The organism is Mesorhizobium montanum (assembly GCF_033977145.1).
Taxonomy (GTDB): Bacteria; Pseudomonadota; Alphaproteobacteria; order Rhizobiales; family Rhizobiaceae; genus Mesorhizobium; species Mesorhizobium montanum.
Genome location: NZ_JAVIJF010000014.1, coordinates 177152 through 200711 on the forward strand (window position 1 = coordinate 177152; position 23560 = coordinate 200711).

Sequence of the window (23560 nt, forward strand, 5' to 3'; positions counted from 1 at the left end):
ATCCCCTGCCTCAACCGATAAGGAGTTTGGTATCGGAAATGAACTTGAATACCGGGATCGCCATGTTCTCCGGTGCCGGGCCTTTGCGGATGCGGCCGGCGGTGTCGTATTGCGAACCATGACACGGGCAGAACCAGCCGCCGAAGTCGCCTTCCTGGCCGAGCGGGATGCAGCCGAGATGGGTGCAAACCTGGACCATCACCATCCAGGCTTCCTTGCCGGGCGTGGTGCGGTTGGCGTCGGTCGCCGGCGCATCGGACGGCAGGTTGGCGTTGCGCGCGATCGGATCCTTGAGATCGGAAAGGTTGACGGCTTCGCCGTCCTTCATTTCCTTTTCGGTGCGGTTGCGCACCACAACCGGCTTGCCGCGCCACTTGACGATCAGCGAGCTGCCAGGCTGCAGCGAAGCGACATCGACCTCGACCGAGGCCAGCGCCAGCGTCGAGGCGTCAGGGCGCATCTGGTCGATGAACGGCCACGCGAGGGCTCCCGCGCCGACAACGGCGGCCATGCCGGTGGCTACATAGAGAAAATCGCGACGGTTGGGATCGTGGATGTCGGTTGCGCTCACGGGTGCCTGATCCTTTCGCCTCTTCCTTACCGGAGGCCGAGCCTTGTCCCCGCTCAATCGCACCTGCCCGACAGCGCATGGCGAACAGGCTAGCGAATTCCTCCGGCATTTGGATTTTCGGTTTATGCGTGAAGCCCGTTTTTGTCCAGCGGGGTGAGGCCACAAGGGCAGATTGTCGCGGGTGTCCTGCACGGCAGGAAATTTGACGGGCTTGAGCGAATGTAGCAATATGTCTACATCTTCTCGAAGGAGGTGCCGGAATGACCATCTCGACGAAGACGACTACCATCCTATCGAGTCGAGAATTCAACCAGGACACGGCCCGTGCCAAGCGGGCCGCCAGGAGCGGGCCGGTCATCATCACCGACCGTGGCGAGCCATCCCATGTGCTGATGTCGATTGAGGACTATGAGAAACTGAAGGCCCCGGGCAGGCCGGAGAAACATCGAAGCCTCGCGGACGTTCTGGCCGATGACCGGCCGGAAGCGGATTTTGATTTCGACATACCGGAACTCAAGAGCTTGTCCCTGCGCCCGACCGAGTTCGACTGATGTATCTGCTCGATACCAATGTCATCTCTGAACTCAGGCGCAGAGACCGATGCGACCCGAACGTTCGGGCCTGGGCAGAGAGCCGCAATCCCGGCGAGTTTCATGTTTCGGCCGTCAGTATTCTTGAAGCCCAGACCGGCGCCCTGAGAGCGGAGCGAAAGGACAGCAAGAAAGGGGCGATACTGCGCGCTTGGGTGGACGGATTGGTCGCCGAGATCGCGGGGCGCGTATTGCCCGTCGATCTCGCTGTCGTGCTGCGTTGCGCGCCGCTCCACATCCCCGATCCCAAGCCCGACCGCGACGCCTATATCGCCGCCACCGCGCTGGTCAACGACATGACGGTCGTCACCCGCAACACCAAGGATTTTGAAGGCACCGGCGTGAAACTTTTCAATCCCTGGATACCGGCGAAAGGCTAGCTGGCGCCCAGCCTGATCAGAACCGCCCTCGGGATATCGTACTCGCGGATCACCGCATCGTGCTTGCGCAGACCGCAAAGCTCGCGCTGGATGAAGTAGGCGTGGACGGACGCAGCCGCTTCCTTGAGCAGCCGGTTGCGGTGCTCGCCCTCGCCGCCCTCGCGCAATTTGGCAAGGGTTTCCTCCACGCGCTGGCCTGCGCGGCCGAGCGCCGCGGCTTTTTCGGCGAGGATTTCGTGGCCGAGCAGGTCGAGCGCGCTTTCCTGCGCGCCTGACCGTCCGAAATTCGTGGGCATGGGTACCGACATGATGCCGTTCTACTCCGCCGGCCGCGTCTCTTCCAGCGCGCTTTCCTCGTTGAAAAGGAAGCCGCCGGACTGCCGTTTCCAGAGCCGCGCATAGAGCCCGTCGAGCGCCACCAACTCGTCATGCGTGCCTTGCTCGACGATGCGGCCGCCGTCGAGCACCACCAGCCGGTCGAGCGCCGCGATGGTCGACAGCCTGTGCGCGATGGCGATCACGGTTTTTTGCTCCATCAGCCTGGTCAGGTTTTCCTGGATCGCCGCCTCGATGTCCGAATCGAGCGCCGAGGTCGCCTCGTCGAGGATGAGAATCGGCGCATCCTTGAGGAACAACCGCGCGATGGCGACACGCTGCCGCTGGCCGCCGGAGAGTTTCACGCCGCGCTCGCCGACATAGGCCTCGTAGCCGGCGCGCCCGCGGTTGTCGCGCAGTCCCAGGATGAAGCCATGCGCCTCGGCTTTCCTGGCCGCTGCGATCACTTGCGCATCGGTGGCATTCGGCATGCCGAGCTTGATGTTGTCGCGCAACGAGCGATGGAACAGCGCCGTATCCTGGCTGACCACGCCGATATTGCCGCGCAGCGAGTTCTGCGTCACCTCGGCGATATCCTGGCCATCGATCAGGATCTGGCCGCCTTCCAGGTCATAAAGGCGCAGGATCAGATTGGCCAAGGTCGTCTTGCCGGCGCCGGACGGGCCGACCAGACCGACCTTCTCCCCCGGGCGCACGACGAGATCGATGCCGTCGAGAACCCCTGCCCCTTTGCCGTAATGGAAGGTGACGTTCCTGACGTCGATCCGGCCGCCGGCGACGATCAGTTTCCTGGCGTCTGGCGGGTCTATCAGGCCCAGCGGTTGCGTGATCAGCGCCTTGGAATTCTCCAACACGCCGAGGTTCCTCAGGATGCTGTTGAGCTGCATCATTAGCCGGCCAAGCAGCATGTTGAGCCTCAGCACCAGCGACAGCGTGAAGGCGACGGCGCCGACGGTGATCGAGCCTTCGACCCAGAGATAGATGGCGAAGGCGGCGATCGCCGTGATCATGATGCCGGAAAGCATGGTGAGCGCCATGCGCACGCCGGTCAGCCGGCGGGTAAACGGCCGCAGCGCGTCGAGATAGATATCGAAACCGTTGCGGATATAGCGGTCGTCGCCATCGGCCGCGAACAGCTTCAGCGTCTGCACGTTGGAGTAGGAATCGACGATGCGGCCGGTGATCATCGAGCCGGCCTCGGCGGTCGCCTCGGCATGCTTGCGGATCGCCGGCAGATAGAGTTTCGCCAACCAGCCGAAGGCGGCGATCCAGACCACCACCATGACCGCCAGCCGCAAATCCAGCCCGGCGACCAGCGCCAGCGTCGTGACCGTATAGACGATCATGAACCAGACCACTTCGATGAAGCTCTCCATCAGGTCGCCCGTCGCCTGCCCCGCCTGCCAGACCTTGGTGGCGATGCGGCCGGCGAAATCGTTCTGGAAGAAGGCGTAGGATTGGCGCGAGACATGCCGGTGCGCCTGCCAGCGCACCAGATTGTAGAAGCCTGGCGTGATCGTCTGTTCATCGACCAGCGCCGAAAGGCCGACGACGGCTGTGCGGATGATGAGCACAACCGCGCCCATGAACACGAGCTCGGGGCCTGCCGCCGCCCACAGCGCGTGCCAGTTGCGTTCGCCGGGCAACTGGTCGAGGATATCGACCAACCTTCCGACGAAATAGAAGAGGCCGGCCTCGACCAGCGGCGCGATGCCGCCGATGACGAGCATGGCGAAGAAGGCGAGCTTGGCCTGCCCGACATAATGCCAGAGGAAGCCGCCGACGCTGGCGGGCGGCCGCAGATTCGCCGGCTCGCGGAACGGGTAGACCCAACGCTCGAACCAGCGATAGACGGCTTGCATCATTCCGCGGCTTCACCTTTTGTCGACAGATCCCCGGCGGCCTGCTTTTCCTCGACCAGGAACCCGCCCGACTGACGCCGCCAGAGCTGGGCATAGAGCCCGCCCTTGGCGATCAACGCTTCGTGCGAGCCGTCCTCGACGATGCGCCCCCTGTCCATCACCACCAGCCTGTCCATCGCCGCAATGGTCGACAGCCGATGGGCAATGGCGATGACGGTCTTGCCTTGCATGAGCTTGTAGAGGTTCTCCTGGATCGCCGCCTCGACCTCCGAATCGAGCGCGGACGTCGCCTCGTCGAGAATGAGGATCGGCGCGTCCTTCAGCATAACGCGGGCAATGGCGATGCGTTGCCGCTGGCCGCCGGACAGCTTCACGCCGCGCTCGCCGACAAGCGCCTCATAGCCGCTCTGCCCATGCGGATCGGTCAGCCCCGCGATCACGTCGTCGATCTGCGCGGCTTTGGCGGCGCTGAACATCGCTTCGTCGCTGGCGGACTGGCGTCCATATTTGAGGTTCTCGCGAACGGATCGATGCAAGAGCGACGTGTCCTGGTTGACGAAGCCGATCGCCGCGCGAACGCTCTCCTGCGAGACGCTGCGGATGTCCTGTCCGTCGATCAGCACCTTGCCGTCCTGGACGTCGAATAGCCGCAGCACGAGATTGACCAGCGTCGACTTGCCGGCTCCCGAGCGCCCGATCAGGCCAACCCGCTCACCTGGCGCGATTTTCAGCGACAGATCGTCGATGACGCCGCCTTTGCCGTCCTTGCGCCAATAGTTGAAGTTCACCCGATCGAACTCGATGCCGCCGGCGCTGACGACAAGGGCGGGCGCTGCTGGATCGTCCTGCATGGCGATGGGACGCGCGATCGTGGTCATCGAATTGCTGGCGACGCCGATCTGCCGGAAGACGTTGGCGCCGACATCGAGGATCCTGCCGGAGATGTTGGCGATCTGCAGCGCGAACGGTATCGCCGTCGCCACGGCCGCTGTGGTCATGGCGCCGGCGTTCCAGCCGGCGAGCGCCAGCCAGCTTATGGCGATAAGCAGCACGGCATTGAGCACGAACAAGGCGGACCACATCAACGTGAAAACGCGCATCAATTGGTAGAATGTGTCGGCGTGGTCGATCACCGCCTGCGAGACATATTTGTCTTCGTGCTCGCCGGTCGAGAATGTCTTGAGCGTCAAAATGTTGGTGTAGCTGTCGACCATACGGCCGCTCACCTGCGACCACCGCTCCGACAGTGCCGACGAGCGCCGCGTAATCCTGGGCATCGCAAACCAGAAGATCAGACAATAGAACACCAGCCACGCCGCGACGACGGCCAGCAGCAGCGGGTCCAGCCGCGCCAGCACGACGATGGCCACGGCGACGAAGACCAGCGCATACCAGACGGCATCGACGGTGAGGTTGACACTCATTTCCACCGAATCGCCGCTTTGCATGACCTTGGTTCCGATGCGGCCGGCGAAATCGTTCTGGAAGAACGACCAGTCCTGGCGCACGACATGCCAGTGGCTCTGCCAGCGGATGAGGTCGATAAGATTTGGGGCAATCGCGTGGTTGCGGATGAGCGCATCGACAACCATCGACAGCGGACGCAACAGCACGACGAACGCCATCAAGGCGAGCAGCGGCCCATGCGCCGCGAAGAAATCGCCTGGCTTTGCGTCGGTGAGCGCGCCCACGATCAGCCCGACGAAAATCGGCAGCATCGCGTCCACGACGGCGGCGACGGCAACGATAATCATGCGCAACCGGTAGGCGGCGCGAAACTGGCTTATGAAATACCAGTAAAACCGCCATAGCCCCATTGGCGGCTGCCGGTCGTCGGCCAGCGCCACCGGGGAATAACGGCTTTCGAACCAGGTGAAGATGCGGTCGAACATTTTTCTCTCGTAGACGCCGGAAACCCGCCCGCAGCCGGTCTGGTAGCTGGCCCGCCTCTGACCATGCCGTGGTTACGCCCGGGATCGATTCCCCGCAATCGTCGTAACCTTGGTGCCAATCGCGATCGCGTTACTCCGCTGCCATTTCGGATTCGGGCGCCCTGGTATCGGACTCGGCCGGCACGTCATCGAGCAGGAAGCCGCCCGATTGGCGCTGCCAGAGCTGGGCATAGAGCCCACCTCCGGCGACGAGCTCCTCATGCGAGCCCTCCTCGATGATGCGGCCCTTGTCCAAGACGACGAGCCGGTCCATAGCCGCGATGGTCGACAGGCGGTGGGCGATCGCGATGACGGTCTTGCCCTGCATCAGCTTGTAGAGGTTCTCCTGGATCGCCGCCTCGGCTTCCGAATCGAGCGCCGAGGTGGCCTCGTCGAGGATCAGGATCGGCGCGTCCTTCAACATGACGCGGGCAATGGCGATACGCTGCCGCTGGCCGCCGGACAATTTGACGCCGCGGTCGCCGACATAGGCATCGAAATTCTTGCGGCCTTCGGAATCGGTAAGCTCGGCGATGAAGTCCAGCGCCTCGGCCCGCTTGGCCGCCTCGACCAGCATCTCGTCGGTCGCGTCGGGTCGGCCGTAGAGGATGTTTTCGCGCACGGACCGGTGCAGCAGCGAGGTGTCCTGTGTCACCATGCCGATCTGCGCGCGCAGCGAATCCTGCGCCACTGCGGCGATCTCCTGGCCGTCGATCAGGATCCTGCCGGTCTCGAGGTCGTAGAAGCGCAGCAAGAGGTTGACCAGCGTCGACTTGCCGGCGCCGGAGCGACCGACAATGCCGACCTTCTCGCCAGGCTTCACGGCAAGCGACAGGTTCTCGATAACGCCCTTCTGCCTGCCGTAGTGGAAGCCGATGTCCTCGAAAAGGATCTCGCCACGGGTGATGACAATGTCCTTGGCATCCGGCCGGTCCTCGACCAGGCGCGGCAGCGAGATCGAGGCGATGCCGTCCTGCACCGTGCCGATGTTCTCGAACAGGCCCGACATCTCCCACATGATCCACTGCGACATGCCCCACATGCGGAGCACCAGGCCGATGACCACGGCGACTGCGCCGATCGTCACCGCATTGCTGAGCCACAGCCACAGCGACAGCGCGGTGACCGAGAACAACAGCAGTGCGTTCAGGATGTAGAGCAGGCCGTAGAGCACCGTCACCAGCCGCATCGAGCGGTAGACCGTTTCCAGAAATCCCGCCATGCCTTCCCTGGCGAAGGCCGCCTCGCGGCGCGCGTGGCTGAACAGCTTCACCGTCTGGATGTTGGCGTAGCTGTCGACGACACGACCGGTCATGGTCGAGCGCGCATTGGCCTGTTGCTCACCGACCCTGCCCAATCGAGGAATGAAATAACGCAGCAGCGCGATATAGCCGAGCAGCCACACACCGAGCGGCGCCGCCAGCCGCAAGTCTGCCGAGCCGACGATGAACAGCATGCCAAGGAAGTAGACGATCACGTAGTTGAGGACGTCTATCACCTTGATGACGCAGTCGCGCACGGCGAGTGCGGTCTGCATCAGCTTGGTGGCGATGCGGCCGGCGAACTCGTCCTGGTAGAACGCCATCGACTGTTTCAAGAGATAGCGATGCACCTGCCAGCGGATGCGCATGGGATAGTTGCCCATCAGCGTCTGCTGGTTGAGCAGCGAATGCAGCCACACGGTGCCGGGCAGCGCGAACAGCACGACGAAAGCCATGCCGGCGAGCTTCCAGCTCTCGGTCTGCAGGAAAGTTTCACGGTTCTGCGCCGACAGCCAGTCGACGATGCGGCCCATGAAACCGAACATCCACACTTCGGCGATGGCGATCGCCGCCACCAGGACTGCGTCCATTAGGATGTAAGGCCACGCGCCGCGCGTGTAATGCACGCAGAAGGCGACCAGCGTCTTGGGCGGCTCGACCGGTTCCGCGGCCGGGAACGGATCGAGCTTGTTTTCAAACCAGCGGAACATTCCAGGCACTCGACTGTCTATGCGCTCACGCGGCGCGGGATTTATGGGCAAGGCTTTTTGGCCGCGCGGCATTGCGGGCCGGTGATACGGAATCATCCGCATCGCCGGCCCTGCTTCGCGCAATATAGGGTTTCGTGCGCTTTTCGCCGACAGGCTCGTTCGACGATCCTGACGGCCCCGAACTTCCCGACGAAAAGCCGGAGCCTGCCCGCGTCTTGTCGCCCGGCCGGATCAAGCGAATGATCCGGCGCACCAGCGTGGGCCGGCTGTGGTCGGGCACCGCGCGCGAGAAATCGACGTCCGGCAGCATGCCGCGATGCGGCCTGCGGCGTTCCTCGGCGTGTACCGCCGACGAATAAGTCTCGCCGATCAGCAGCGCCCAGGTCGCCGCCTTGCGCTCGTGCAGGCTTCTTGACCCCGGTATCCTGTAGGGATCGAACATCGGTCCGTCCTCCATGTGCAAATGCGTTAAAAAGGGTGATGCGGCCTCGACCGCCGGCATTCGGCCGGAGGCACGGATCGAATCGGTCGGGACCAGACGGCAAGCGTCGGTCTCGACACGTTCAGCTGGGGCGCGGCGCCCCTTTGGCAGTTTGAAAAACATCGCAAGATTCCTTCGAAGGCCGAAAACTGGGTTCGGCGGGAATCGGTGCGATGAGGACTTAAAGTGTCAGAAGAATCGTCGTACCGAAACCGCCGGCGGGCATACGTGAGCCCCGGAGAGGAGCTGGAAGTGCATGGTCATCATGAGGTCCCCCTCCTTCGGTTCGGGTTGACGATGGGTGGGATATACTCGACTTCGCAGAAAATGGCCACCCGCCAGTCCAGAAATCGCCGAAAGCTGGAGATGCCTGTGGCCGATCTGCCACTTATTAGCAGGACGCGGAAATGAACGATCGTCTCCGCATCGCCCTCTACCAGCCGGATATCGCCGGCAACACCGGGACAATCCTGCGCTTTGCCGCCTGCCTCGACCTTGCCGTCGACATCGTCGAGCCGGCCGGCTTTCCGCTCTCCGACCGGGCGCTGAAACGGGCCGGCATGGATTATCTCGAAATGGCGGCGCTCTCCCGCCACGCCGACTGGCACGCCTTCGAGCATTGGCGAAGGGCCAACGCGCGTCGCCTGGTGCTGCTCACCACCAAGGCCACCAGCGCCTATACGGATTTCGCTTTCGCCGCCGGCGACATCCTCTTGTTCGGCCGCGAATCCGCCGGCGTGACGGATCAGGTCCACCAGGCTGTGGACGCGCGACTGACCATCCCGATGCGGCCGGGCGCGCGCAGCATCAATGTCGCGCTGTCTGTCGCCATGGTCGCGGGCGAAGCGCTCCGCCAGTTGGGATAATATCTTCCTGGTTCCGTCGCCGTCGCCGACGGCTTCCGCTTCGGCGGTCATTCTTACCCAGGCGCACATCGCCTTCTCCTGCAATTGCCCTATCGATGTTTCTTGGCTACAAGCTCAACTTAACTTGAGGTCAAGCGGGAATTTGAGAATGTCTACGGTGCGGGAATTGACGGTCGGCCAGGTGGCGATACGCAGTGGCGTGGCGGTATCGGCGCTGCATTTCTACGAAGCGCGCGGCCTGATCCGCAGCCACCGCACTTCGGGTAACCAGCGCCGCTACAGCCGTGACGTGCTGCGGCGTGTGGCGATCATCCGCGTCGCCCAGGAGGTCGGCATCTCGCTCGCCGGGATCGCCCAGGCGCTCCAATCCCTGCCGGAAGGGCGCACGCCGACGCGCGAGGACTGGCACCTGCTTTCAACGGCCTGGCGCGACGAGCTCGATCACAAGATCGCCCAGCTGAAGAAATTGCGCGATGGCCTGACCGACTGCATCGGCTGCGGCTGCATGTCGATCGACAAATGTCCGCTGAGGAACAAGGAGGATCGGCTAGCCAGGGAGGGTACCGGGGCCAGACGGCTACTGGTGCCCTGACAGTTTCGTCAATCGGCCGCCGGCAGCCGGCGCATGGTGAACTCGATCACATCGCCCGGACGTTCGAACCAGCTTTCGATCTCGGTCCAGTAGGCCTGCTTCGGGAAGCGCTCGAACCATTCCTTGGCCTTGAGGCGGGCGTCCGGGCGCGGCAGCACGAAGGTCTCGCGCAGGAATCCGTCGCGCGACTGGTTTGCGCGCTCGGCTCGCGAGCGCTCCAGCCTCTTCTTCAAGCCATCCAGCGGCGGTCTTGCCGGGGTGCGCACGAAGGAACTCCTTGCACCTTGGTCAGATGAGACTTGACCCTTGCCATCAAGAGATTAGGGATCGCGCGCAGAAAAAACGAGTCATTTGTCGTGCAAGTGCGCCTGTAGCCGGAGACTGAATTGGAAAGACCTGACCTTCCCGTGGGGCTGCCGGCCGATATCGAGCAGAAGAAGATGAAGGCCCGCCTCTGGTTCGAAGCTTTGCGCGAACGCATCTGCGCCACCTTCGAGCAGATCGAGCAGGACCTCACCGGACCGCAAGCGTCATGGTCGCCCGGCCATTTCGAAAAGACCCCCTGGGAGCGCGACGAAGGCCGTGGTGGCGGCGGCACAATGTCGATGATGCGCGGCCGCGTCTTCGAGAAGATCGGCGTGCACACCTCGACGGTCTATGGCGAATTCTCGCCCGAGTTCAGGAAACAGATTCCCGGTGCCGAGGAGGACCCGCGCTTCTGGGCGAGCGGCATCTCGCTGATCGCCCACCCCTGGAATCCCAATGTGCCGGCTGTGCACATGAACACGCGCATGGTGGTCACCACGAGCCGGTGGTTCGGCGGCGGCGCCGATCTGACGCCGGTGCTCGACCGTCGCCGCACCCAGGACGACCCCGACACGATTGCCTTTCATCGCGCCATGCAGTTCGCCTGCGAGAAGAACGCCGCGGTCGCCGACTATGCGAAATTCAAAGCCTGGTGCGACGAATATTTCTTCCTGCCGCACCGCGATGAGGCGCGCGGCATCGGCGGCATCTTCTTCGACTGGCTGCATTCGGACGAGGACAACGGCGGCTGGAATGCCGATCTCAATTTCGTCCAGGATGTCGGGCGCTCTTTCCTCGTCGTCTATGCCCATCTGGTGCGGGGCAACTTCAACCGGAACTGGACCGATGGCGAGCGCGACGAGCAGCTCATCCGGCGCGGCCGTTACGTCGAATTCAATTTGCTTCACGATCGCGGCACCATCTTCGGCCTGAAGACAGGCGGCAATGTCGCCTCGATCCTCTCCAGCCTGCCGCCCGAGGTAAAATGGCCGTAAAAATCCGGTGAGCAAAAAAAGAGCCGCATTGATGTCCCATTCGCCGAATCTTGGCGCGCAATGTGGCGGGTTGGATTTCTTTTTCGTCTAATATCCTTTTGAAAAAATTGAGCTATTTAAGGTCGTCGGGTCGGGAAGCGCCGACGGTTCGTCATCGCTGCGAGCCGTGACTCGACGCGACTTGACGGCCCCGATCAAGAAGGGCGCCTTTGCCAAACGGGCGCCCGCATTTCCAGGAGAGCATGCCATGCGCAAGCTTATCGTGACGGCAGCAGCCGCCGCCTTTCTCGCCTCTGGTGGCGCCGCGTTCGCGGCGATCAAGCACACCACCGGCACCGTGAAGAGCTTTGACGGAACGGCCATGAGCCTTGTTCTGGACGACGGGTCGACTTTCACCCTGTCCAAGGCCTTCAAGGATCCCGGCGTTCAGGCCGGCGAAAAGGTCCGCGTGTCCTGGGACATGAGCGGCAAGAACAAGATTGCCGAGGCCGTCAAGATCATGAAGTAACGACTATCCCGGCAGAGCAGGCTCAGGCGGCACGAAAGGCGGAGCACCAGTGCTCCGCCTTTCGGTTTCATGCATTTGCCAACCGCCCTTGGTAATCTTCATGCAACCGAAAAGGGCGGCATGTGTTATTGTTGTCCATCCGAGCAATCCTGCGAAAACGCGCAGCGGCTTCCGGCGGGATTGCATAAAAACAATGGCTGGAGCGGCCAGGCTGAGCGGCTCCAGAGCGAGGAAAGGAAAACCCCATGAAGGAATTTCAATGCGGATCGCTGGTTCCCGGCTGTGACTGGCACACGCGCGCCGATGAGGAAGCGGAGGTCATGCGCCGCGCCGTCGAGCATATGCGCGAGACGCACGGCGAGACCATCATTCGCGAGACGATGATCGAGGCGATCCGCTCGCGCATCCAGAAGGCTCGCGACGCCGCCTGAACGGACCAAATCGCAGACTTCGAAACATCACAAGCCGACAGGCAAGAGGCGGGATGTTGCTTCCAGCGCATCCCGCTCTCTCCGTTGGCGATCCCCGATCGCCGGCAAAGCATATTTCTGCATAATTCAAGCAAATTCTTATATTCGTAGCATCTTGGATAACCTCGCGGTAACGGTGCGCGTGCGACCTTCCGGTCCATGATCCGGCCAGAGGCGGCTGCCCGAGGAGCCCTTCGCCATCAAGGCGCTGTCCGGAATGGTGGGGCGAGGTGCTTCGCGCATGCGCGAGCGGTCCAACATTCGAGGCGGTCTCTGCGCGGCGGCACTCCAGCTGTGCACGTTCCTCTGCGCGTCCGCGGCAACCGCCCAGGAATGGACCACCTCGTTCGTCGATATTCATCAGGGCTCTCCGCTCAGCGACCAGGCCAGGGACCTCGGCAACGGCGGCTATGAGTTGCAGGGCGGAAGCTGGGTCTCGTTCAGCCGTTGGTATCATGCGAACTGGGTCGATATGCATGTCGACCTTCTCACCCAGATCACGCCCGATACGGGCATTCTCTGGGGATTTGGAACCGGGGAACAAGCCGAGAAATACCGCATTGAGCCCAGCCTCAAGCTTGGTTTTCTCACTCAGACCCATCCGAATCCGAACAGCACCCTGTCCCTGTCGGTCACCTCGATCATCGGCGGCAATCTCAGTGAAAAGCCCTGCATGGCCGACTATGGCGACCTCGGAACCTACAGCGTCAATTGCCGGCTCGCGGCAGGCGAGACCGCGCCTGAGGAAACGTTGAAGTATCTGGTTAACGCCAGACCGGAGAACATGCATCTCTGGCTGAACTACCGTCTCACTTTCTGATCGCAGGGGCTTCGAATGAATTCATCTCGTCCCGAAATTCGCGATCGTCCGTCCTGGTTCTTGTCTGACTGGAGTATGAACATGTCGGTTAATCACTTGAAGTTCGGCCTCGCTGCTGCCCTGGCCATCCTCTCAGCACCGATTGCGTCGGCGCAGGAGGCTCTCAGCCCGGACGAGATGGCCGCGCTCTGCCATGGCGGCGGGTCCATATGCGTGAGCGCGACGATCCCGGTCGCACGGACGGCGCTGGCCGTACAGAGCTGGATGAGCCCCGATGTCGGCGCCGCCTGGTCAGCCGGCTACAAGGGCAAGGGCGTCACCATCACCATGGTCGACGACTTCAGCAGCACATCGCGCTTCCCCGGCAATTTCGGCATCGGCGTACAGACGCAGCGGCACGGTGAGTGGACGCGAGAGGAGGCAGGCATGATCGCTCCCGCGGCGACCATCCGCTCCAAGGATTTCTCGACCGGCTCATTCGTCTCTCTGGCGAGCGGCCGCAACGTGCTCAACCTCAGCTATGGCATGTACACCACCGCGGGCTACAGCGTGAACCAGATCGGCTGGGCACCGGAGGAAGCGTCGATCATCTCTTACGCAACCAGGGGATCGGCTGTCGTCTCGAAGGCGGCCGGCAACGACGCCGTCGCCGTCGGTGGCGCCATCGGCGGCCAGCAGGACTATCTCGACCTCGCCTTGATCGGCAAATCGACGGCAATCTTCGTCGGCGCGCTGTCGACGAACGGCACTTCAGCCAACAAGGCTCAGCTTGCCTGGTATTCCGACTACGCCGGCTCCAACCCGCTCGTGCAGAGCCACTTCTTGGTGGTCGGCGTCGAAGGCGACAAGACCGGCCTGTACGGAACGTCGTTCGCCGCGCCGATCATCTCCGGCTACGCCGCGATCATCGGCAGCAAGTTCACGAAGGCGACGCCGGTGCAGATCACCAATGACCTGCTCAACACGGCCCGCACCGACACGCTGGCCAATTACGACCCGTCCGTCTACGGCAAGGGCGAGGCAAGTCTCTCGCGCGCCCTCGCCCCTGTGGCGATACATTGACACGCCGAGCGCGCCGACCCGTCTAAACCTCGAGGGCTTGCGCGGCGCGTTCCATGAGTGCGCCGCGTTCCAGGGTGAAGCCCGACCCGACCCATTCCTTCTCGAGGTTCTTCAGCGTGGCGCCGAGCTTCGGCCCAGGCGACGCGCCAAGTCCGGTCAGGTCGGCGCCTTTGATCGGAAAGACCGGCTTTTCCCATTTCAGCGTAAAATTAAGCAGGCGCGAGAAGCCGCCGGCTTCGATCATCGCCTGATCGTCCTCGACGGCACGCGTCCGCGCGGCGGCGAGAGCCAGCCGCAGCCGATCCAGAAATCCGGCGCGATCGCCGAAATAGAGCTTCTTTGCCAATTCGGTCTCGGTCGTCCTGGGTTCGGGCAACGACGTCAGCGCCCAATGCTTGAGCCGCTCGCCCTCGCCCGTCGAAAGCCTAAGCCGTTCGGCAAGCGTCTTCACGCGTTCGGCATCGGGTGGGATAACAGCTTCCACCCTGAGCAGCGGATCAGCGGTCCAGTCGAGATCGTTTTCGGTCCTGACAAGGCCGTGGATGGCATCGATTCCCCATTTTTCGCTTTCCGGAAGTGCTGCGGACAGCACGCCGGCCTGGCGCATCCAGAGCAGGGCGCGCGAGGGATCTGGAGCCGACATCAGCTTCTTCAGTTCGGACCAGACGCGTTCGGCCGAAAGCTGGGCAAGTCCTTCCTTCAGCCTGGCGCAGGCCTTCAGCCCTTCCGCATCCGGCCGTCCGTCGCCATACCAGGCAAAGAAGCGGAAAAAGCGCAGGATGCGCAGATAATCCTCGCGGATACGCGCTTCCGCGTCACCGATGAAACGCAGCCGGCGCGCCTCGATATCGGCAATGCCGCCGACGAGGTCGACAATGGTGCCGTCGGCTTCCGCATAGAGCGCGTTGATGGTGAAGTCGCGCCGTTCCGCGTCGGCTTTCCAGTCGCGGCCAAAAATCACTTTTGCCCGCCGGCCGTCGGTCTCGATATCGGCGCGCAGCGTCGTCACCTCATAGGGCTTGCCGCCCGCGACCGCGGTGATGGTACCATGCTCGATGCCTGTCGGCACCGTTTTGAACCCGGCCGCCTCGGCGCGGCGGATAGTCTCTTCAGGCAAGGTCGTCGCGGCGATGTCGATATCGGCCACCGCTTGGCCAAGCAGTGTGTTGCGTATCGCGCCGCCGGCGACGCGCGCTTCCTCGCCGCCGTCCTTCAAGGCCGCAAGAAGCCGCTGCAGCGGCTCGTCGTCCAGCCAATCGGCCTTACCCGAAAGAGTGATGTCGGCGCTCAAGCGTAGAGTCTTTCGTAAAGGGTGCGGATGATGCCGGCGGTAACGCCCCAGATGCGCTGGCCGCCATAGGGCATATCGTAGAAGAACCATTCGAGGTCGTTCCAGAAACGGCTGTCGCGCGCGTGATTGGCCGGGTCCATCAGGAAGCTTAATGGCACCTCGAAAGCGGCATCGACCTCGTCGGCATTGAGCGCCAATGAGAAGCCTGGACGCACCACGGCAAGCACCGGCACGATGCGGTAACCGCTGCCCGACACATAATCCGGCATGCGGCCGATGATCTCGATATGGCCCCGATCGAGGCTGATCTCCTCGAAAGTCTCGCGCAGCGCCGTGGCCTCTGCGCTTGGATCGGTCGCATCGATGGTGCCGCCTGGAAAAGCCACCTGGCCGGAATGGCTGCGCAATTTCTCGGCACGCTTGGTGAGCAACACCATCGCGCCCTCGGCGCGGTCGACCACCGGGATCAACACCGCCGCGTCGCGCAGCGGCTTGACGTGTTTGAGCCTCGAGTGGCCGGGATTGAAGCGATGGTCGCCGAAATCGTCGCCGGGGATGATCGTCGCCTGCGCAGCGACGCGCGCCCGAAAATCAGCGATCGAAAATGGCGCCGGCGTCACCTGGTCCATCACGCGCTCAGCCGTTTCAGTTTCTCCGCCGGCATGATCGGGTAGATCTCGCCGCCCGAGCGGACGGCGAACATCGCCTTGCGGCCGATGTCGATCTCCTCGCCATGCTCGACCAGCTCATACATCACCGGCCGCGCCACCAGCGCTTCCAGCCGCCCGCGCACCAGAACATAGGGTTTCAGCCCGCCGGTTTCGTCCTCGTCGACGAAGCGCAGCGGATGGCCGGGTCCGGCGGCGACGACGTCGCCGACATTGGTGCGGAAAGTGATGACCTGGTCGTCGCCGCTCCCGGACACGTTCATTTCGACAGCGACAAAGGGAGCGTCGACGACGCGGATCCCGACGCGCTCGACCGGCGTCACCAGATAGGTCTTTCCGTCGGCATCCTTGCGCAGCACGCTGGAAAAAAGCTGCACCAGCGGCATGCGCCCGATCGGCGTGCCGAGATAGAACCAGGTGCCGTCGGCCTTGATCTCCATATCGAGGTCGCCGCAGAAATCCGGATTCCAGCGCTCGACCGGCGCCGGCCCCTTTCCGGCCCGTGCCGCCCGCGAGATCAGCGCCTCCAGGCCGCGCGCCTCGGTGGCGCCAGTCAGGCTCTGTTCGCTCAGGCTTGGTTCACGATGTTCGCTGGGTTCGGCCATGGTCACGAAATAGTCACTGTTGTCCCGATTGTCAGCCTTGTCGGCTCAAGTCTGTGATTTAAGTTCGAATGCAGGCGCCAGGCGAAGCCGAATCGCGGCATCCTGCGGCATTGAGGATGCAGGCCGGTATTTCCAACCACAAGGATCGAACGGCATGAGCGTGATGATCAAGGAAAACCCGATCAGCGAAAAAGCGATGATCGAGGAAGCCGAAAAGGCGCTGGCCGATATCTCCAGGGTCCGCGACGCGGTCGGCCGGGTGATCTTCGGCCAGGAAGCCGTCGTCGAGCGCACGCTGGTGGCGCTGCTGGCCGGCGGCCATGCGCTGCTGGTCGGCGTGCCGGGCCTCGCCAAGACCAAGCTGGTCGAGACGTTGGGCATCGTCCTCGGCCTCGATTCGCGCCGCGTCCAGTTCACCCCCGACTTGATGCCCTCCGACATCCTCGGCTCCGAGGTGATGGAGCAGGACGAGTTCGGCAAGCGCTCATTCCGCTTCATTTCCGGGCCGATCTTCACGCAATTGCTGATGGCGGACGAGATCAACCGCGCCTCGCCGCGCACGCAATCGGCGCTGCTGCAGGCGATGCAGGAATATCACGTGACCATCGCCGGCGCCCGCCACGACCTGCCTTCACCCTTCCATGTGCTGGCGACGCAGAACCCGCTCGAACAGGAAGGCACATATCCCCTGCCGGAAGCCCAGCTCGACCGCTTCCTGATGCAGGTCGACATCCTCTACCCGGAAATCGAGGCGGAGCGGCGCATCCTGCTCGAAACGACCGGCGTCGACGAGGCCAAGGCCGATAACATGCTGCAGCCGGTCAGATTGAGGGAAGTCCAGACGCTGATCCGCCGCATGCCGGTGCCGGAAAGTGTCGTCGAGGCGATCCTCAAGCTGGTGCGTTCGGCCAGGCCCGGCCAGGGCAATGCCGAGACCGACAAGCACGTCGCCTGGGGCCCGGGCCCGCGCGCCAGCCAGGCGCTGACCCTGTGCGCCCGTGCGCGCGCCCTATATGATGGCAGGTTGGCGCCCTCGGTCGACGACGTTCGCGCCTTGGCCGAACCGGTGCTGCAGCATCGCATGGCGCTGACTTTCGCCGCCCGCGCCGAAGGCACCTCGGTGCGCGACGTGGTGGCGAAGCTGGCAAAAGGCATCTGATGGGTCGAATAGGCGAGGTCCAGGCATCGGTTGCGACGCGCGACGCGCTCGCCCGTGGCCGGTTGCGGGCCTCACTGGTGCCGGACCTGCTGGTCGAGGCTCGCCGCATCGTCAACACGGTGATCGCGGGCTGGCACGGCCGCCGCAAGCGCGGCATCGGTGAGAATTTCTGGCAGTTCCGGCCCTATGTCGAAGGCGATTCCTCGCGCATCGACTGGCGCCGTTCGGCCCGCGACGACCACACCTATGTGCGCGACCGCGAATGGGAAGCGGCGCATACCGTCTGGCTCTGGGCCGACCCCTCGCCTTCCATGCTCTACAAATCCGCCGGCGCCGGCGTTTCCAAGGAATCGCGCGCGCTGGTGCTGACGCTGGCCATGGCCGAGCTCCTGTCGCGCAGCGGCGAGCGCATCGCCTGGCCGGGCCTGACCGACCCGTTCACCGCCCGCAACGGCGCCGAGCGCATCGCCGCCCAGCTCGGCCATGCCGGCGCGCTGCCCGCCAAGCCCGACCTGTCGGCCATTCGCCGCTTCTGCGACGTCGTCCTGGTCGGCGACTTCCTCGACCCGGTCGAGGAAACCAAGGCCTGGCTCGACGTGCTCGCCCGCCACGGCGTGCGCGCGCATCTGATCGAGGTCGCCGACCCGGCCGAGGAAACCTTCCCTTATGCCGGCCGCACCGAATTCACCGATCCCGAGACCGGCGACAAGCTGACCGCCGGCCGGGCCGAGATGCTGGCCGAGGAATATCGCCTGCTCTACAAGGCTCGCCGCGAGGAACTGGCTGCCTGGTGCAAGCGTCTCGGCTGGAGCTATACCGTCAACCACACCGACCGCCTCGCCTCCGAGGCGCTGGTCCGCGTCCATATGGCGATGACCGCCGACGGCACTAATCCCGGAAGGGCGGTCGCATGAGTTGGCTGCCGCTTTCCTTCGGGGCACCCATGGTGCTGTGGGGCCTCCTGGCGCTGCCGGTGATCTGGTGGCTGCTGCGGCTCACCCCGCCCAGGCCGCAGGCGGAGGTTTTTCCGCCGCTGAAAATCCTCGCCCGGGTCCTGAGGCGCGAAGAGACCCCGCAGCAAAGCCCCTGGTGGCTGACGCTCTTGCGCCTGCTGATGGCGGCGCTTGTCGTCATGGCGCTGGCCGAGCCGGTCTTCAATCCGCGCGAAAAACTGCCGGCGCAAGGTGCCGCCCTGGCGCTTGTCATCGACAATGGCTGGGCAAGTGCTGCCGACTGGGGCAAGCGCGTCGCCACCGCCGAGCGGCTGATCGGCGATGCCGGCTCGAACGGCGTGCCGGTCGTCATTGCCTTCACCGCCGAGAAGCCCAACGCCGAGATCGGTCCTTTCGATGCCTCGGCCGCGCTCGACCATCTGCGCGCCGCCAAGCCGCGGCCGGTCCCGCCCGACCGTCCCGCCGTCTACGCCCGCGTCGCCGCCGCGTTGGAGCGCCTGCCTGGCGCCAGCGTTGCGGTGCTCGCCGATGGGCTTGCCGCCAAAGGCGACGACGCCGCTTTCAAGACGCTGCTCGAAAAGAACGCGACGCAGCTGGTCTGGGCCGCGTCCGACCGGCCTTCGCTGACCGGCCTGATTGGCGCCGACAACCAGGTCGACGGCTTCGCGCTGACAGCTATTCGCGCGCCGGGCGATCCGGCGCCGGCGCAGGTCACCGCGGGCGCCTTCGACGACAAGGGCCGCCGCATCGCCGATGCTACGCTGACCTTCGCGCCGGGCGAAGCCACCGCGACGGCCACGATGGCGGTCCCGTTCGAGCTGCGCAACGACTTCGCCTCGATCGCGCTCGACGGCGAACACCAGGCCGGCGCCGTGCGCGTGCTTGACGAGAGTTCGAAACGGCGGCGCGTCGGCCTGCTGTCGCAGAACGAGGCCGATCAGGCGCAGCCGCTTTTGTCGCCGCTCTACTACATCCGCCGCGCCTTGCAGCCCTTTGCCGACCTGGTCGAACCGTCGAGCGCCGACCTCGCCGACGCCATTCCGCAGCTTCTCGACCAGAAGCCGGCGATGATCATCATGGCCGATGTCGGCACCATCCCCGCGCAGGTCAAGCAGCGGCTGGTCGACTGGGTCGACAAGGGCGGCACGCTGGTCCGCTTTGCCGGCCCGCGCCTGGCCGCCGCCGGCAATGACGATGACCTGCTGCCGGTCCGGCTGCGCAGCGGCGAGCGCGCGCTGGGCGGCGCGCTGTCGTGGACGACGCCGCAGGCGGTCACCGAATTCCCCAAGAACGGTCCCTTCGCCGATCTTTCCCCGCCCTCCGAGGTGACGGTGAGCCGCCAGGTTCTGGCCGAACCGACGCCCGACATCGTCGAGCGCACCTGGGCCACGCTTGCCGACGGCACGCCGCTGGTGACGGGCATGAAGAAGGACAAGGGTACGCTGGTGCTCTTCCATGTCACGCCGGAGGCGACCTGGTCGAACCTGCCGATCTCGGGCAGCTTCGTCGAGATGCTGAGGCGCGTCGTGCAGCTGTCGCGCAACCAGGGCGCCGCGATCGCCAACGCCGAAGCCAGCGCCGCGTCGCTCGCGCCCTATCGCATGATTAGCGCCGACGGCATGCTGACGCCGCCCTCGCCCGATGCGCGGCCGCTGGTGCCTGGCGCCGGCCCGCTGCCGGTGACGCTGGAAAACCCACCCGGCCTTTACGGCTCGGAGACCGGTGTGTTCGCGCATAATCTTCTCAACGCTTCGAGCGCATTCGCGCCGCTTGCTCGCCCGCAGGTTTCGCTGCCGGTGACAGCCGTCCCCTACGCCTTCGACGAATCGGAGAACCTCAAGGGACCACTGGTCTCCGTCGCTCTCCTGTTGATGGTGCTCGACACCTTGGCCGTGTTCTGGATGGGCGGCCTGCTGACGCGCCGGCCGCGTCGCTCGGCCGTGGCGGCCGCAGTCGCCGCTCTGGTCGTGCTGGGCGGCCTCGTCGGCCACGCCGATCTTGCGCGCGCCGACGATTCGAAACCCGGCGACGCCCAGGCGATCGAGGACATTTCGAAAACCCGCATGGCCTATGTGATCACCGGCGAGCCCGGCGTCGATTCGATCAGCCGCGCCGGCCTCGAAGGGCTGACGCGCTTCCTGATCGAGAAGACCGCGCTTGAACCCGGACCGCCGGCCGGCGTCGACATCGCCAAGGACGAACTGTCCTTCTTCCCGCTGATCTATTGGCCGATCGATGCAACGGCGCCTATGCCCAGCCAGGCGGCGATCGCCCGCATCGATGCCTATATGCAGCAGGGCGGCACGGTTCTGTTCGACACGCGCGACCAGTTTTCAAACGGCATCGGCGCCGGCTCGGCAAGCCCGGCGACCGAGCGGCTGCGCGACATCCTCGCCAATCTCAACGTGCCGCCGCTGGAGCCGGTGCCGTCGGACCACGTGCTGACCAAATCCTTCTTCATCCTTCCGGAGTTCCCCGGCCGCTTCAACGGCAGCCCGCTCTGGGTCGAGACCTCGCTGGAGGCCAGCAACACCGAGAACCGCCCCGTGCGCACCGGCGATGGCGTCTCGCCGATCATGATCACCGCCAATGATTTCGCCGGCGCCTGGGCCGTCGACGAGAACGGCGATCCGATGCTGCCGACCGTGCCACCGGACCCGATGCAGCGCGTCTATGCGCTGCGCGCCGGCGTCAACATCATGATGTACATGCTGACCGGCAACTACAAATCCGACCAAGTGCATGTGCCCGTGCTGCTCGAACGGCTGGGGCAGTAGGTCATGAACTGGTCGATCTCCTTCGAACCGCTCGTCTCCTGGCCGCTCTTTGGCCTGCTCTTCGTGCCGTTGCTGCTGCTGGCGCTGGTCGGCCTGTGGTTTCGCCAGCGCGGCTCGGCGCTGCGCTTCATCGCGCTGCTTGCGCTTGCCGCGGCATTGCTCAACCCGGTGTTCCTCGCCGAGGAGCGCGAGGCGCTGAAGAGCGTCGTCGCCCTTGTCGTCGACCGCAGCCAGAGCCAGGACATCGGCGATCGCACCAAGCAGACCGACGAGGCGCTGGCCGGCCTCGAGCAACGTCTTGCCCGCTTCAGGCAGTTCGATGTCCGTGTCGTCGAGGCCGGCAAGTCGGAAGCCGCCGACGAGCGCACCGAAACCAGGCTGTTCAGCGCGCTGGAAGGCGCCTTCCGCGACGTGCCGCCATCGCGCATTGGCGGCGCGATCATGATCACCGACGGCGAGGTGCATGATGCGCCTGCTGGCGCGCCGGAGTTCAACGCGCCGCTGCACGCGCTGATCACCGGCAACGAACATGAGAAGGACCGCCGCATCCGTTTCGAGAACGCGCCGCGCTTCGGGCTCGTCGGCAAACCGCTCGACATGAGCTACCGCGTCATCTCGACGGAAGGCGATGGCGCTCCGGTGGACGTGCGGGTCTCGGTCAATGGCGAGCAGGTCTCGGTCGAGCACGCGACCATCGGCCAGCCGATGAAGCTGCAGGTCACCATACCCAATGCCGGCCGCAACATCGTCCAGCTCGGCATCGACCGTGAGCCAGGCGAACTGACCGACGCCAACAACCGGGCGATTGCGCTGGTCGACGGCATCCGCGAGAACCTGCGCGTGCTGCTGGTCTCCGGTGAGCCGCATGCCGGCGAGCGCACCTGGCGCAACCTTTTGAAGTCGGACGCCTCGGTCGATCTCGTCCACTTCACCATTCTGCGCCCGCCGGAAAAGCAGGACGGCACGCCGATCAACGAGCTGTCGCTGATCGCTTTCCCGACACGAGAGCTGTTCGTCGAGAAGATCAAGGATTTCGATCTGATCATCTTCGACCGCTACCAGCACCGCGACGTGCTGCCGATCCTCTATTACGACTACATCTCCGAATATGTCGAAAAGGGCGGCGCGCTGCTGATCGCCGCCGGCCCCGAATATGCCGGCGAGAACTCCATTGCCCGAACGCCGCTCAACGCCGCGCTGCCGGCAATGCCGACCGGCGAGGTGGTGGACAAGGCCTTTTATCCGCGCCTCACGGATCTCGGCCAGCGTCATCCGGTGACGCGCGGGCTCGACGGCTCGGCGAGCGAGCCGCCGCATTGGAGCCGCTGGTTCCGCACCATCGGTGTCAAGAATCCGGAAGGCGAAGTGGTGATGAAGGGCGCCGACGACCGGCCGCTGCTTCTGCTCGACCGCAAGGGCGAGGGTCGTGTCGGCATGCTCTTGTCCGACCAGGGCTGGCTGTGGGCGCGCGGCTTCGAAGGCGGCGGGCCGCATGTCCAGCTCTATCGCCGCATCGCCCATTGGCTGATGAAGGAGCCGGAACTGGAGGAGGAAAGGCTGACCGCCGACGGTCGCGGCATGATGCTTGAAATCCGCCGCCAGACGATGAGCGACGATCCGGGCCCCGCCCAGGTGATCACCCCTTCCGGCAAGGCGGTGACGGTGAAGCTTGAAAAATCCGAGCCCGGCATCTTCGCGGGCAGCCTGCAGACCAGCGAGATCGGCCTTTACCAGATCGGCAATGGCAACCTTACCGCGCTTGCCCATGTCGGCCCGATCAATGCGCCGGAATTCTCGGACGTAATCTCCACCGAGGGCAGGCTGAAGGCGCCGGCCGAGGCGACCGGCGGCAGCGTGCGGCGGCTGGCCCCGTCATCCACGCTCGGCAATCTCGCCGGCGGCGTTACCTTGCCGTCGATCGTGCCGGTCCGCTCCTCGGCCGCCGCTTCGGGCGACGACTGGATCGGCCTGCGCACCACCGACGACAGCGCGCTCAAGGCCGTGTCGCGCGTGCCGCTATTCGGCGGCTTCCTCGGCCTCGGCCTGCTGCTGCTCGCCATCGGCTCGATGTGGTATCGCGAGGGGCGGTGAGATTTTTACCTCTCCCCTTGTGGGCGAGGTCGGATTGCCCCGATTTGTCGTTCACAAATCGGATGGCAATCCGGGTGAGGGGTAGTTGGCGCCAAGCTGGAACACCCCTCATCCGTCTCGGCGCTGCGCGCCGATCCACCTTCTCCCGTCGGCCGTGAACTATTCGCAAGTCATTGATCTGGCATGTTGATTAAGGCGGACGGCAGGTTTGGAATTGCAGGATTAGCGGTATTTGGACACTGTTTTCCTGCAATTCGGTTTTGCGATTCCCTTG

23 protein-coding genes are annotated in these 23560 nt (G+C 64.3%); 13 read left to right on the forward strand and 10 right to left on the reverse strand.

Annotated features, from left to right (window positions below):
• Positions 1–10: 10 nt before the first annotated feature.
• Positions 11–571, reverse strand: coding sequence for a ubiquinol-cytochrome c reductase iron-sulfur subunit (gene petA, locus RFM68_RS20145; protein ID WP_320234749.1), 561 nt, complete (start codon positions 569–571; stop codon positions 11–13).
• 260 nt (positions 572–831) lie between these two features.
• Between petA and RFM68_RS20150 the strand changes: the two genes are divergently transcribed.
• Together RFM68_RS20150 and RFM68_RS20155 are read left to right on the forward strand one after the other, a co-directional pair.
• Positions 832–1122 (forward strand): type II toxin-antitoxin system Phd/YefM family antitoxin, encoded by a 291-nt coding sequence (locus tag RFM68_RS20150; protein WP_320234750.1) that lies wholly within the window; start codon positions 832–834, stop codon positions 1120–1122.
• On the forward strand, positions 1122–1541 hold the full coding sequence (locus RFM68_RS20155) for a type II toxin-antitoxin system VapC family toxin (RefSeq protein ID WP_320234751.1): 420 nt from the start codon (positions 1122–1124) through the stop codon (positions 1539–1541). Before RFM68_RS20150 ends, RFM68_RS20155 begins: the two co-directional genes overlap by 1 nt.
• On the opposite strand, the gene RFM68_RS20160 is transcribed toward RFM68_RS20155, so the two are convergent.
• The 5 genes from RFM68_RS20160 to RFM68_RS20180 form a co-directional block, all read right to left on the reverse strand.
• The gene (locus RFM68_RS20160) at positions 1538–1849 is read right to left on the reverse strand and encodes a DUF6665 family protein (RefSeq protein WP_320234752.1); all 312 of its coding nucleotides are present in this window, start codon (positions 1847–1849) and stop codon (positions 1538–1540) included. The genes RFM68_RS20155 and RFM68_RS20160 overlap by 4 nt on opposite strands.
• Before the next feature lie 9 nt (positions 1850–1858).
• Positions 1859–3742 carry an ABC transporter ATP-binding protein gene (locus RFM68_RS20165; protein ID WP_320234753.1) on the reverse strand — a complete coding sequence of 628 codons (1884 nt, stop codon included), beginning with the start codon at positions 3740–3742 and terminating at the stop codon, positions 1859–1861.
• Positions 3739–5631: an ABC transporter ATP-binding protein gene (locus RFM68_RS20170; protein ID WP_320234754.1), complete on the reverse strand. Its 1893-nt coding sequence runs from the start codon at positions 5629–5631 to the stop codon at positions 3739–3741. The genes RFM68_RS20165 and RFM68_RS20170 overlap by 4 nt, the downstream gene beginning before the upstream one ends.
• A 130-nt stretch (positions 5632–5761) precedes the next feature.
• Complete coding sequence (locus RFM68_RS20175; RefSeq protein WP_320234755.1) at positions 5762–7642, reverse strand: ABC transporter ATP-binding protein; 1881 nt, start codon at positions 7640–7642, stop codon at positions 5762–5764.
• 25 nt (positions 7643–7667) lie between these two features.
• The gene (locus RFM68_RS20180; protein WP_320234756.1) at positions 7668–8084 is read right to left on the reverse strand and encodes a hypothetical protein; all 417 of its coding nucleotides are present in this window, start codon (positions 8082–8084) and stop codon (positions 7668–7670) included.
• 446 nt (positions 8085–8530) lie between these two features.
• On the opposite strand from RFM68_RS20180, the gene RFM68_RS20185 reads away from it, so the two are divergent.
• Both RFM68_RS20185 and soxR read left to right on the forward strand, forming a co-directional pair.
• Positions 8531–8989: a tRNA (cytidine(34)-2'-O)-methyltransferase gene (locus RFM68_RS20185; RefSeq protein ID WP_320234757.1), complete on the forward strand. Its 459-nt coding sequence runs from the start codon at positions 8531–8533 to the stop codon at positions 8987–8989.
• Between the two features lie 148 nt (positions 8990–9137).
• Entirely contained in the window at positions 9138–9581 is a 444-nt protein-coding gene (gene soxR, locus RFM68_RS20190; RefSeq protein ID WP_320234758.1) for a redox-sensitive transcriptional activator SoxR, read from the forward strand.
• Positions 9582–9589: 8 nt separating this feature from the next.
• Here the strand turns inward: soxR and RFM68_RS20195 are convergent, their stop codons facing one another.
• Positions 9590–9847 (reverse strand): hypothetical protein, encoded by a 258-nt coding sequence (locus RFM68_RS20195; RefSeq protein WP_320234759.1) that lies wholly within the window; start codon positions 9845–9847, stop codon positions 9590–9592.
• A gap of 120 nt (positions 9848–9967) precedes the next feature.
• Here RFM68_RS20195 and hemF point away from each other — a divergent pair, with 120 nt between their 5' ends.
• From hemF to RFM68_RS20220, 5 genes are all read left to right on the forward strand, one after another.
• A complete protein-coding gene (gene hemF, locus RFM68_RS20200) occupies positions 9968–10882 on the forward strand; it encodes an oxygen-dependent coproporphyrinogen oxidase (RefSeq protein ID WP_320234760.1) in 915 nt (304 codons plus the stop codon).
• 247 nt (positions 10883–11129) lie between these two features.
• Positions 11130–11390 (forward strand): DUF1344 domain-containing protein, encoded by a 261-nt coding sequence (locus RFM68_RS20205; protein WP_320234761.1) that lies wholly within the window; start codon positions 11130–11132, stop codon positions 11388–11390.
• 245 nt (positions 11391–11635) lie between these two features.
• Positions 11636–11821, forward strand: a complete 186-nt coding sequence (locus RFM68_RS20210; protein ID WP_128258421.1) for a DUF1059 domain-containing protein — start codon at positions 11636–11638, stop codon at positions 11819–11821.
• 280 nt (positions 11822–12101) lie between these two features.
• The gene (locus RFM68_RS20215; protein ID WP_320234762.1) at positions 12102–12680 is read left to right on the forward strand and encodes a hypothetical protein; all 579 of its coding nucleotides are present in this window, start codon (positions 12102–12104) and stop codon (positions 12678–12680) included.
• Positions 12681–12761: 81 nt separating this feature from the next.
• Positions 12762–13742, forward strand: coding sequence for a S8 family serine peptidase (locus RFM68_RS20220; protein WP_320234763.1), 981 nt, complete (start codon positions 12762–12764; stop codon positions 13740–13742).
• 22 nt (positions 13743–13764) lie between these two features.
• Here the strand turns inward: RFM68_RS20220 and RFM68_RS20225 are convergent, their stop codons facing one another.
• Genes RFM68_RS20225 through RFM68_RS20235 form a run of 3 tightly spaced genes read right to left on the reverse strand, consistent with a single transcriptional unit; the run spans position 13765 to position 16306 of the window.
• On the reverse strand, positions 13765–15033 hold the full coding sequence (locus RFM68_RS20225) for a CCA tRNA nucleotidyltransferase (RefSeq protein WP_320234764.1): 1269 nt from the start codon (positions 15031–15033) through the stop codon (positions 13765–13767).
• Positions 15030–15662 carry a CoA pyrophosphatase gene (locus tag RFM68_RS20230; RefSeq protein WP_320234765.1) on the reverse strand — a complete coding sequence of 211 codons (633 nt, stop codon included), beginning with the start codon at positions 15660–15662 and terminating at the stop codon, positions 15030–15032. Before RFM68_RS20230 ends, RFM68_RS20225 begins: the two co-directional genes overlap by 4 nt.
• A complete protein-coding gene (locus tag RFM68_RS20235; RefSeq protein ID WP_320234778.1) occupies positions 15662–16306 on the reverse strand; it encodes a DUF1285 domain-containing protein in 645 nt (214 codons plus the stop codon). The genes RFM68_RS20230 and RFM68_RS20235 overlap by 1 nt, the downstream gene beginning before the upstream one ends.
• A 154-nt stretch (positions 16307–16460) precedes the next feature.
• Here RFM68_RS20235 and RFM68_RS20240 point away from each other — a divergent pair, with 154 nt between their 5' ends.
• The 4 genes from RFM68_RS20240 to RFM68_RS20255 are packed head-to-tail and all read left to right on the forward strand — an operon-like array spanning position 16461 to position 23286.
• Positions 16461–17465 carry an AAA family ATPase gene (locus RFM68_RS20240; RefSeq protein WP_320234766.1) on the forward strand — a complete coding sequence of 335 codons (1005 nt, stop codon included), beginning with the start codon at positions 16461–16463 and terminating at the stop codon, positions 17463–17465.
• Positions 17465–18379 carry a DUF58 domain-containing protein gene (locus RFM68_RS20245; protein ID WP_320234767.1) on the forward strand — a complete coding sequence of 305 codons (915 nt, stop codon included), beginning with the start codon at positions 17465–17467 and terminating at the stop codon, positions 18377–18379. Before RFM68_RS20240 ends, RFM68_RS20245 begins: the two co-directional genes overlap by 1 nt.
• Entirely contained in the window at positions 18376–21195 is a 2820-nt protein-coding gene (locus RFM68_RS20250; protein WP_320234768.1) for a DUF4159 domain-containing protein, read from the forward strand. The genes RFM68_RS20245 and RFM68_RS20250 overlap by 4 nt, the downstream gene beginning before the upstream one ends.
• A 3-nt stretch (positions 21196–21198) precedes the next feature.
• On the forward strand, positions 21199–23286 hold the full coding sequence (locus tag RFM68_RS20255) for a hypothetical protein (RefSeq protein ID WP_320234769.1): 2088 nt from the start codon (positions 21199–21201) through the stop codon (positions 23284–23286).
• Positions 23287–23560 lie beyond the last annotated feature (274 nt).

What these genes read in the sequence shown, in the direction of transcription:
- RFM68_RS20150 (WP_320234750.1), top strand. Translation starts at nt 832, where the DNA reads ATGACCATCTCGACGAAGACGACTACCATCCTATCGAGTCGAGAATTC.
- RFM68_RS20155 (WP_320234751.1), top strand. Translation starts at nt 1,122, where the DNA reads ATGTATCTGCTCGATACCAATGTCATCTCTGAACTCAGGCGCAGAGAC.
- RFM68_RS20160 (WP_320234752.1), bottom strand. Translation starts at nt 1,849, where the DNA reads ATGTCGGTACCCATGCCCACGAATTTCGGACGGTCAGGCGCGCAGGAA.
- RFM68_RS20165 (WP_320234753.1), bottom strand. Translation starts at nt 3,742, where the DNA reads ATGATGCAAGCCGTCTATCGCTGGTTCGAGCGTTGGGTCTACCCGTTC.
- RFM68_RS20170 (WP_320234754.1), bottom strand. Translation starts at nt 5,631, where the DNA reads ATGTTCGACCGCATCTTCACCTGGTTCGAAAGCCGTTATTCCCCGGTG.
- RFM68_RS20175 (WP_320234755.1), bottom strand. Translation starts at nt 7,642, where the DNA reads ATGTTCCGCTGGTTTGAAAACAAGCTCGATCCGTTCCCGGCCGCGGAA.
- RFM68_RS20180 (WP_320234756.1), bottom strand. Translation starts at nt 8,084, where the DNA reads ATGTTCGATCCCTACAGGATACCGGGGTCAAGAAGCCTGCACGAGCGC.
- RFM68_RS20185 (WP_320234757.1), top strand. Translation starts at nt 8,531, where the DNA reads ATGAACGATCGTCTCCGCATCGCCCTCTACCAGCCGGATATCGCCGGC.
- soxR (WP_320234758.1), top strand. Translation starts at nt 9,138, where the DNA reads ATGTCTACGGTGCGGGAATTGACGGTCGGCCAGGTGGCGATACGCAGT.
- RFM68_RS20205 (WP_320234761.1), top strand. Translation starts at nt 11,130, where the DNA reads ATGCGCAAGCTTATCGTGACGGCAGCAGCCGCCGCCTTTCTCGCCTCT.
- RFM68_RS20210 (WP_128258421.1), top strand. Translation starts at nt 11,636, where the DNA reads ATGAAGGAATTTCAATGCGGATCGCTGGTTCCCGGCTGTGACTGGCAC.
- RFM68_RS20215 (WP_320234762.1), top strand. Translation starts at nt 12,102, where the DNA reads ATGCGCGAGCGGTCCAACATTCGAGGCGGTCTCTGCGCGGCGGCACTC.
- RFM68_RS20220 (WP_320234763.1), top strand. Translation starts at nt 12,762, where the DNA reads ATGTCGGTTAATCACTTGAAGTTCGGCCTCGCTGCTGCCCTGGCCATC.
- RFM68_RS20230 (WP_320234765.1), bottom strand. Translation starts at nt 15,662, where the DNA reads ATGGACCAGGTGACGCCGGCGCCATTTTCGATCGCTGATTTTCGGGCG.
- RFM68_RS20235 (WP_320234778.1), bottom strand. Translation starts at nt 16,306, where the DNA reads ATGGCCGAACCCAGCGAACATCGTGAACCAAGCCTGAGCGAACAGAGC.
- RFM68_RS20240 (WP_320234766.1), top strand. Translation starts at nt 16,461, where the DNA reads ATGAGCGTGATGATCAAGGAAAACCCGATCAGCGAAAAAGCGATGATC.
- RFM68_RS20245 (WP_320234767.1), top strand. Translation starts at nt 17,465, where the DNA reads ATGGGTCGAATAGGCGAGGTCCAGGCATCGGTTGCGACGCGCGACGCG.
- RFM68_RS20250 (WP_320234768.1), top strand. Translation starts at nt 18,376, where the DNA reads ATGAGTTGGCTGCCGCTTTCCTTCGGGGCACCCATGGTGCTGTGGGGC.
- RFM68_RS20255 (WP_320234769.1), top strand. Translation starts at nt 21,199, where the DNA reads ATGAACTGGTCGATCTCCTTCGAACCGCTCGTCTCCTGGCCGCTCTTT.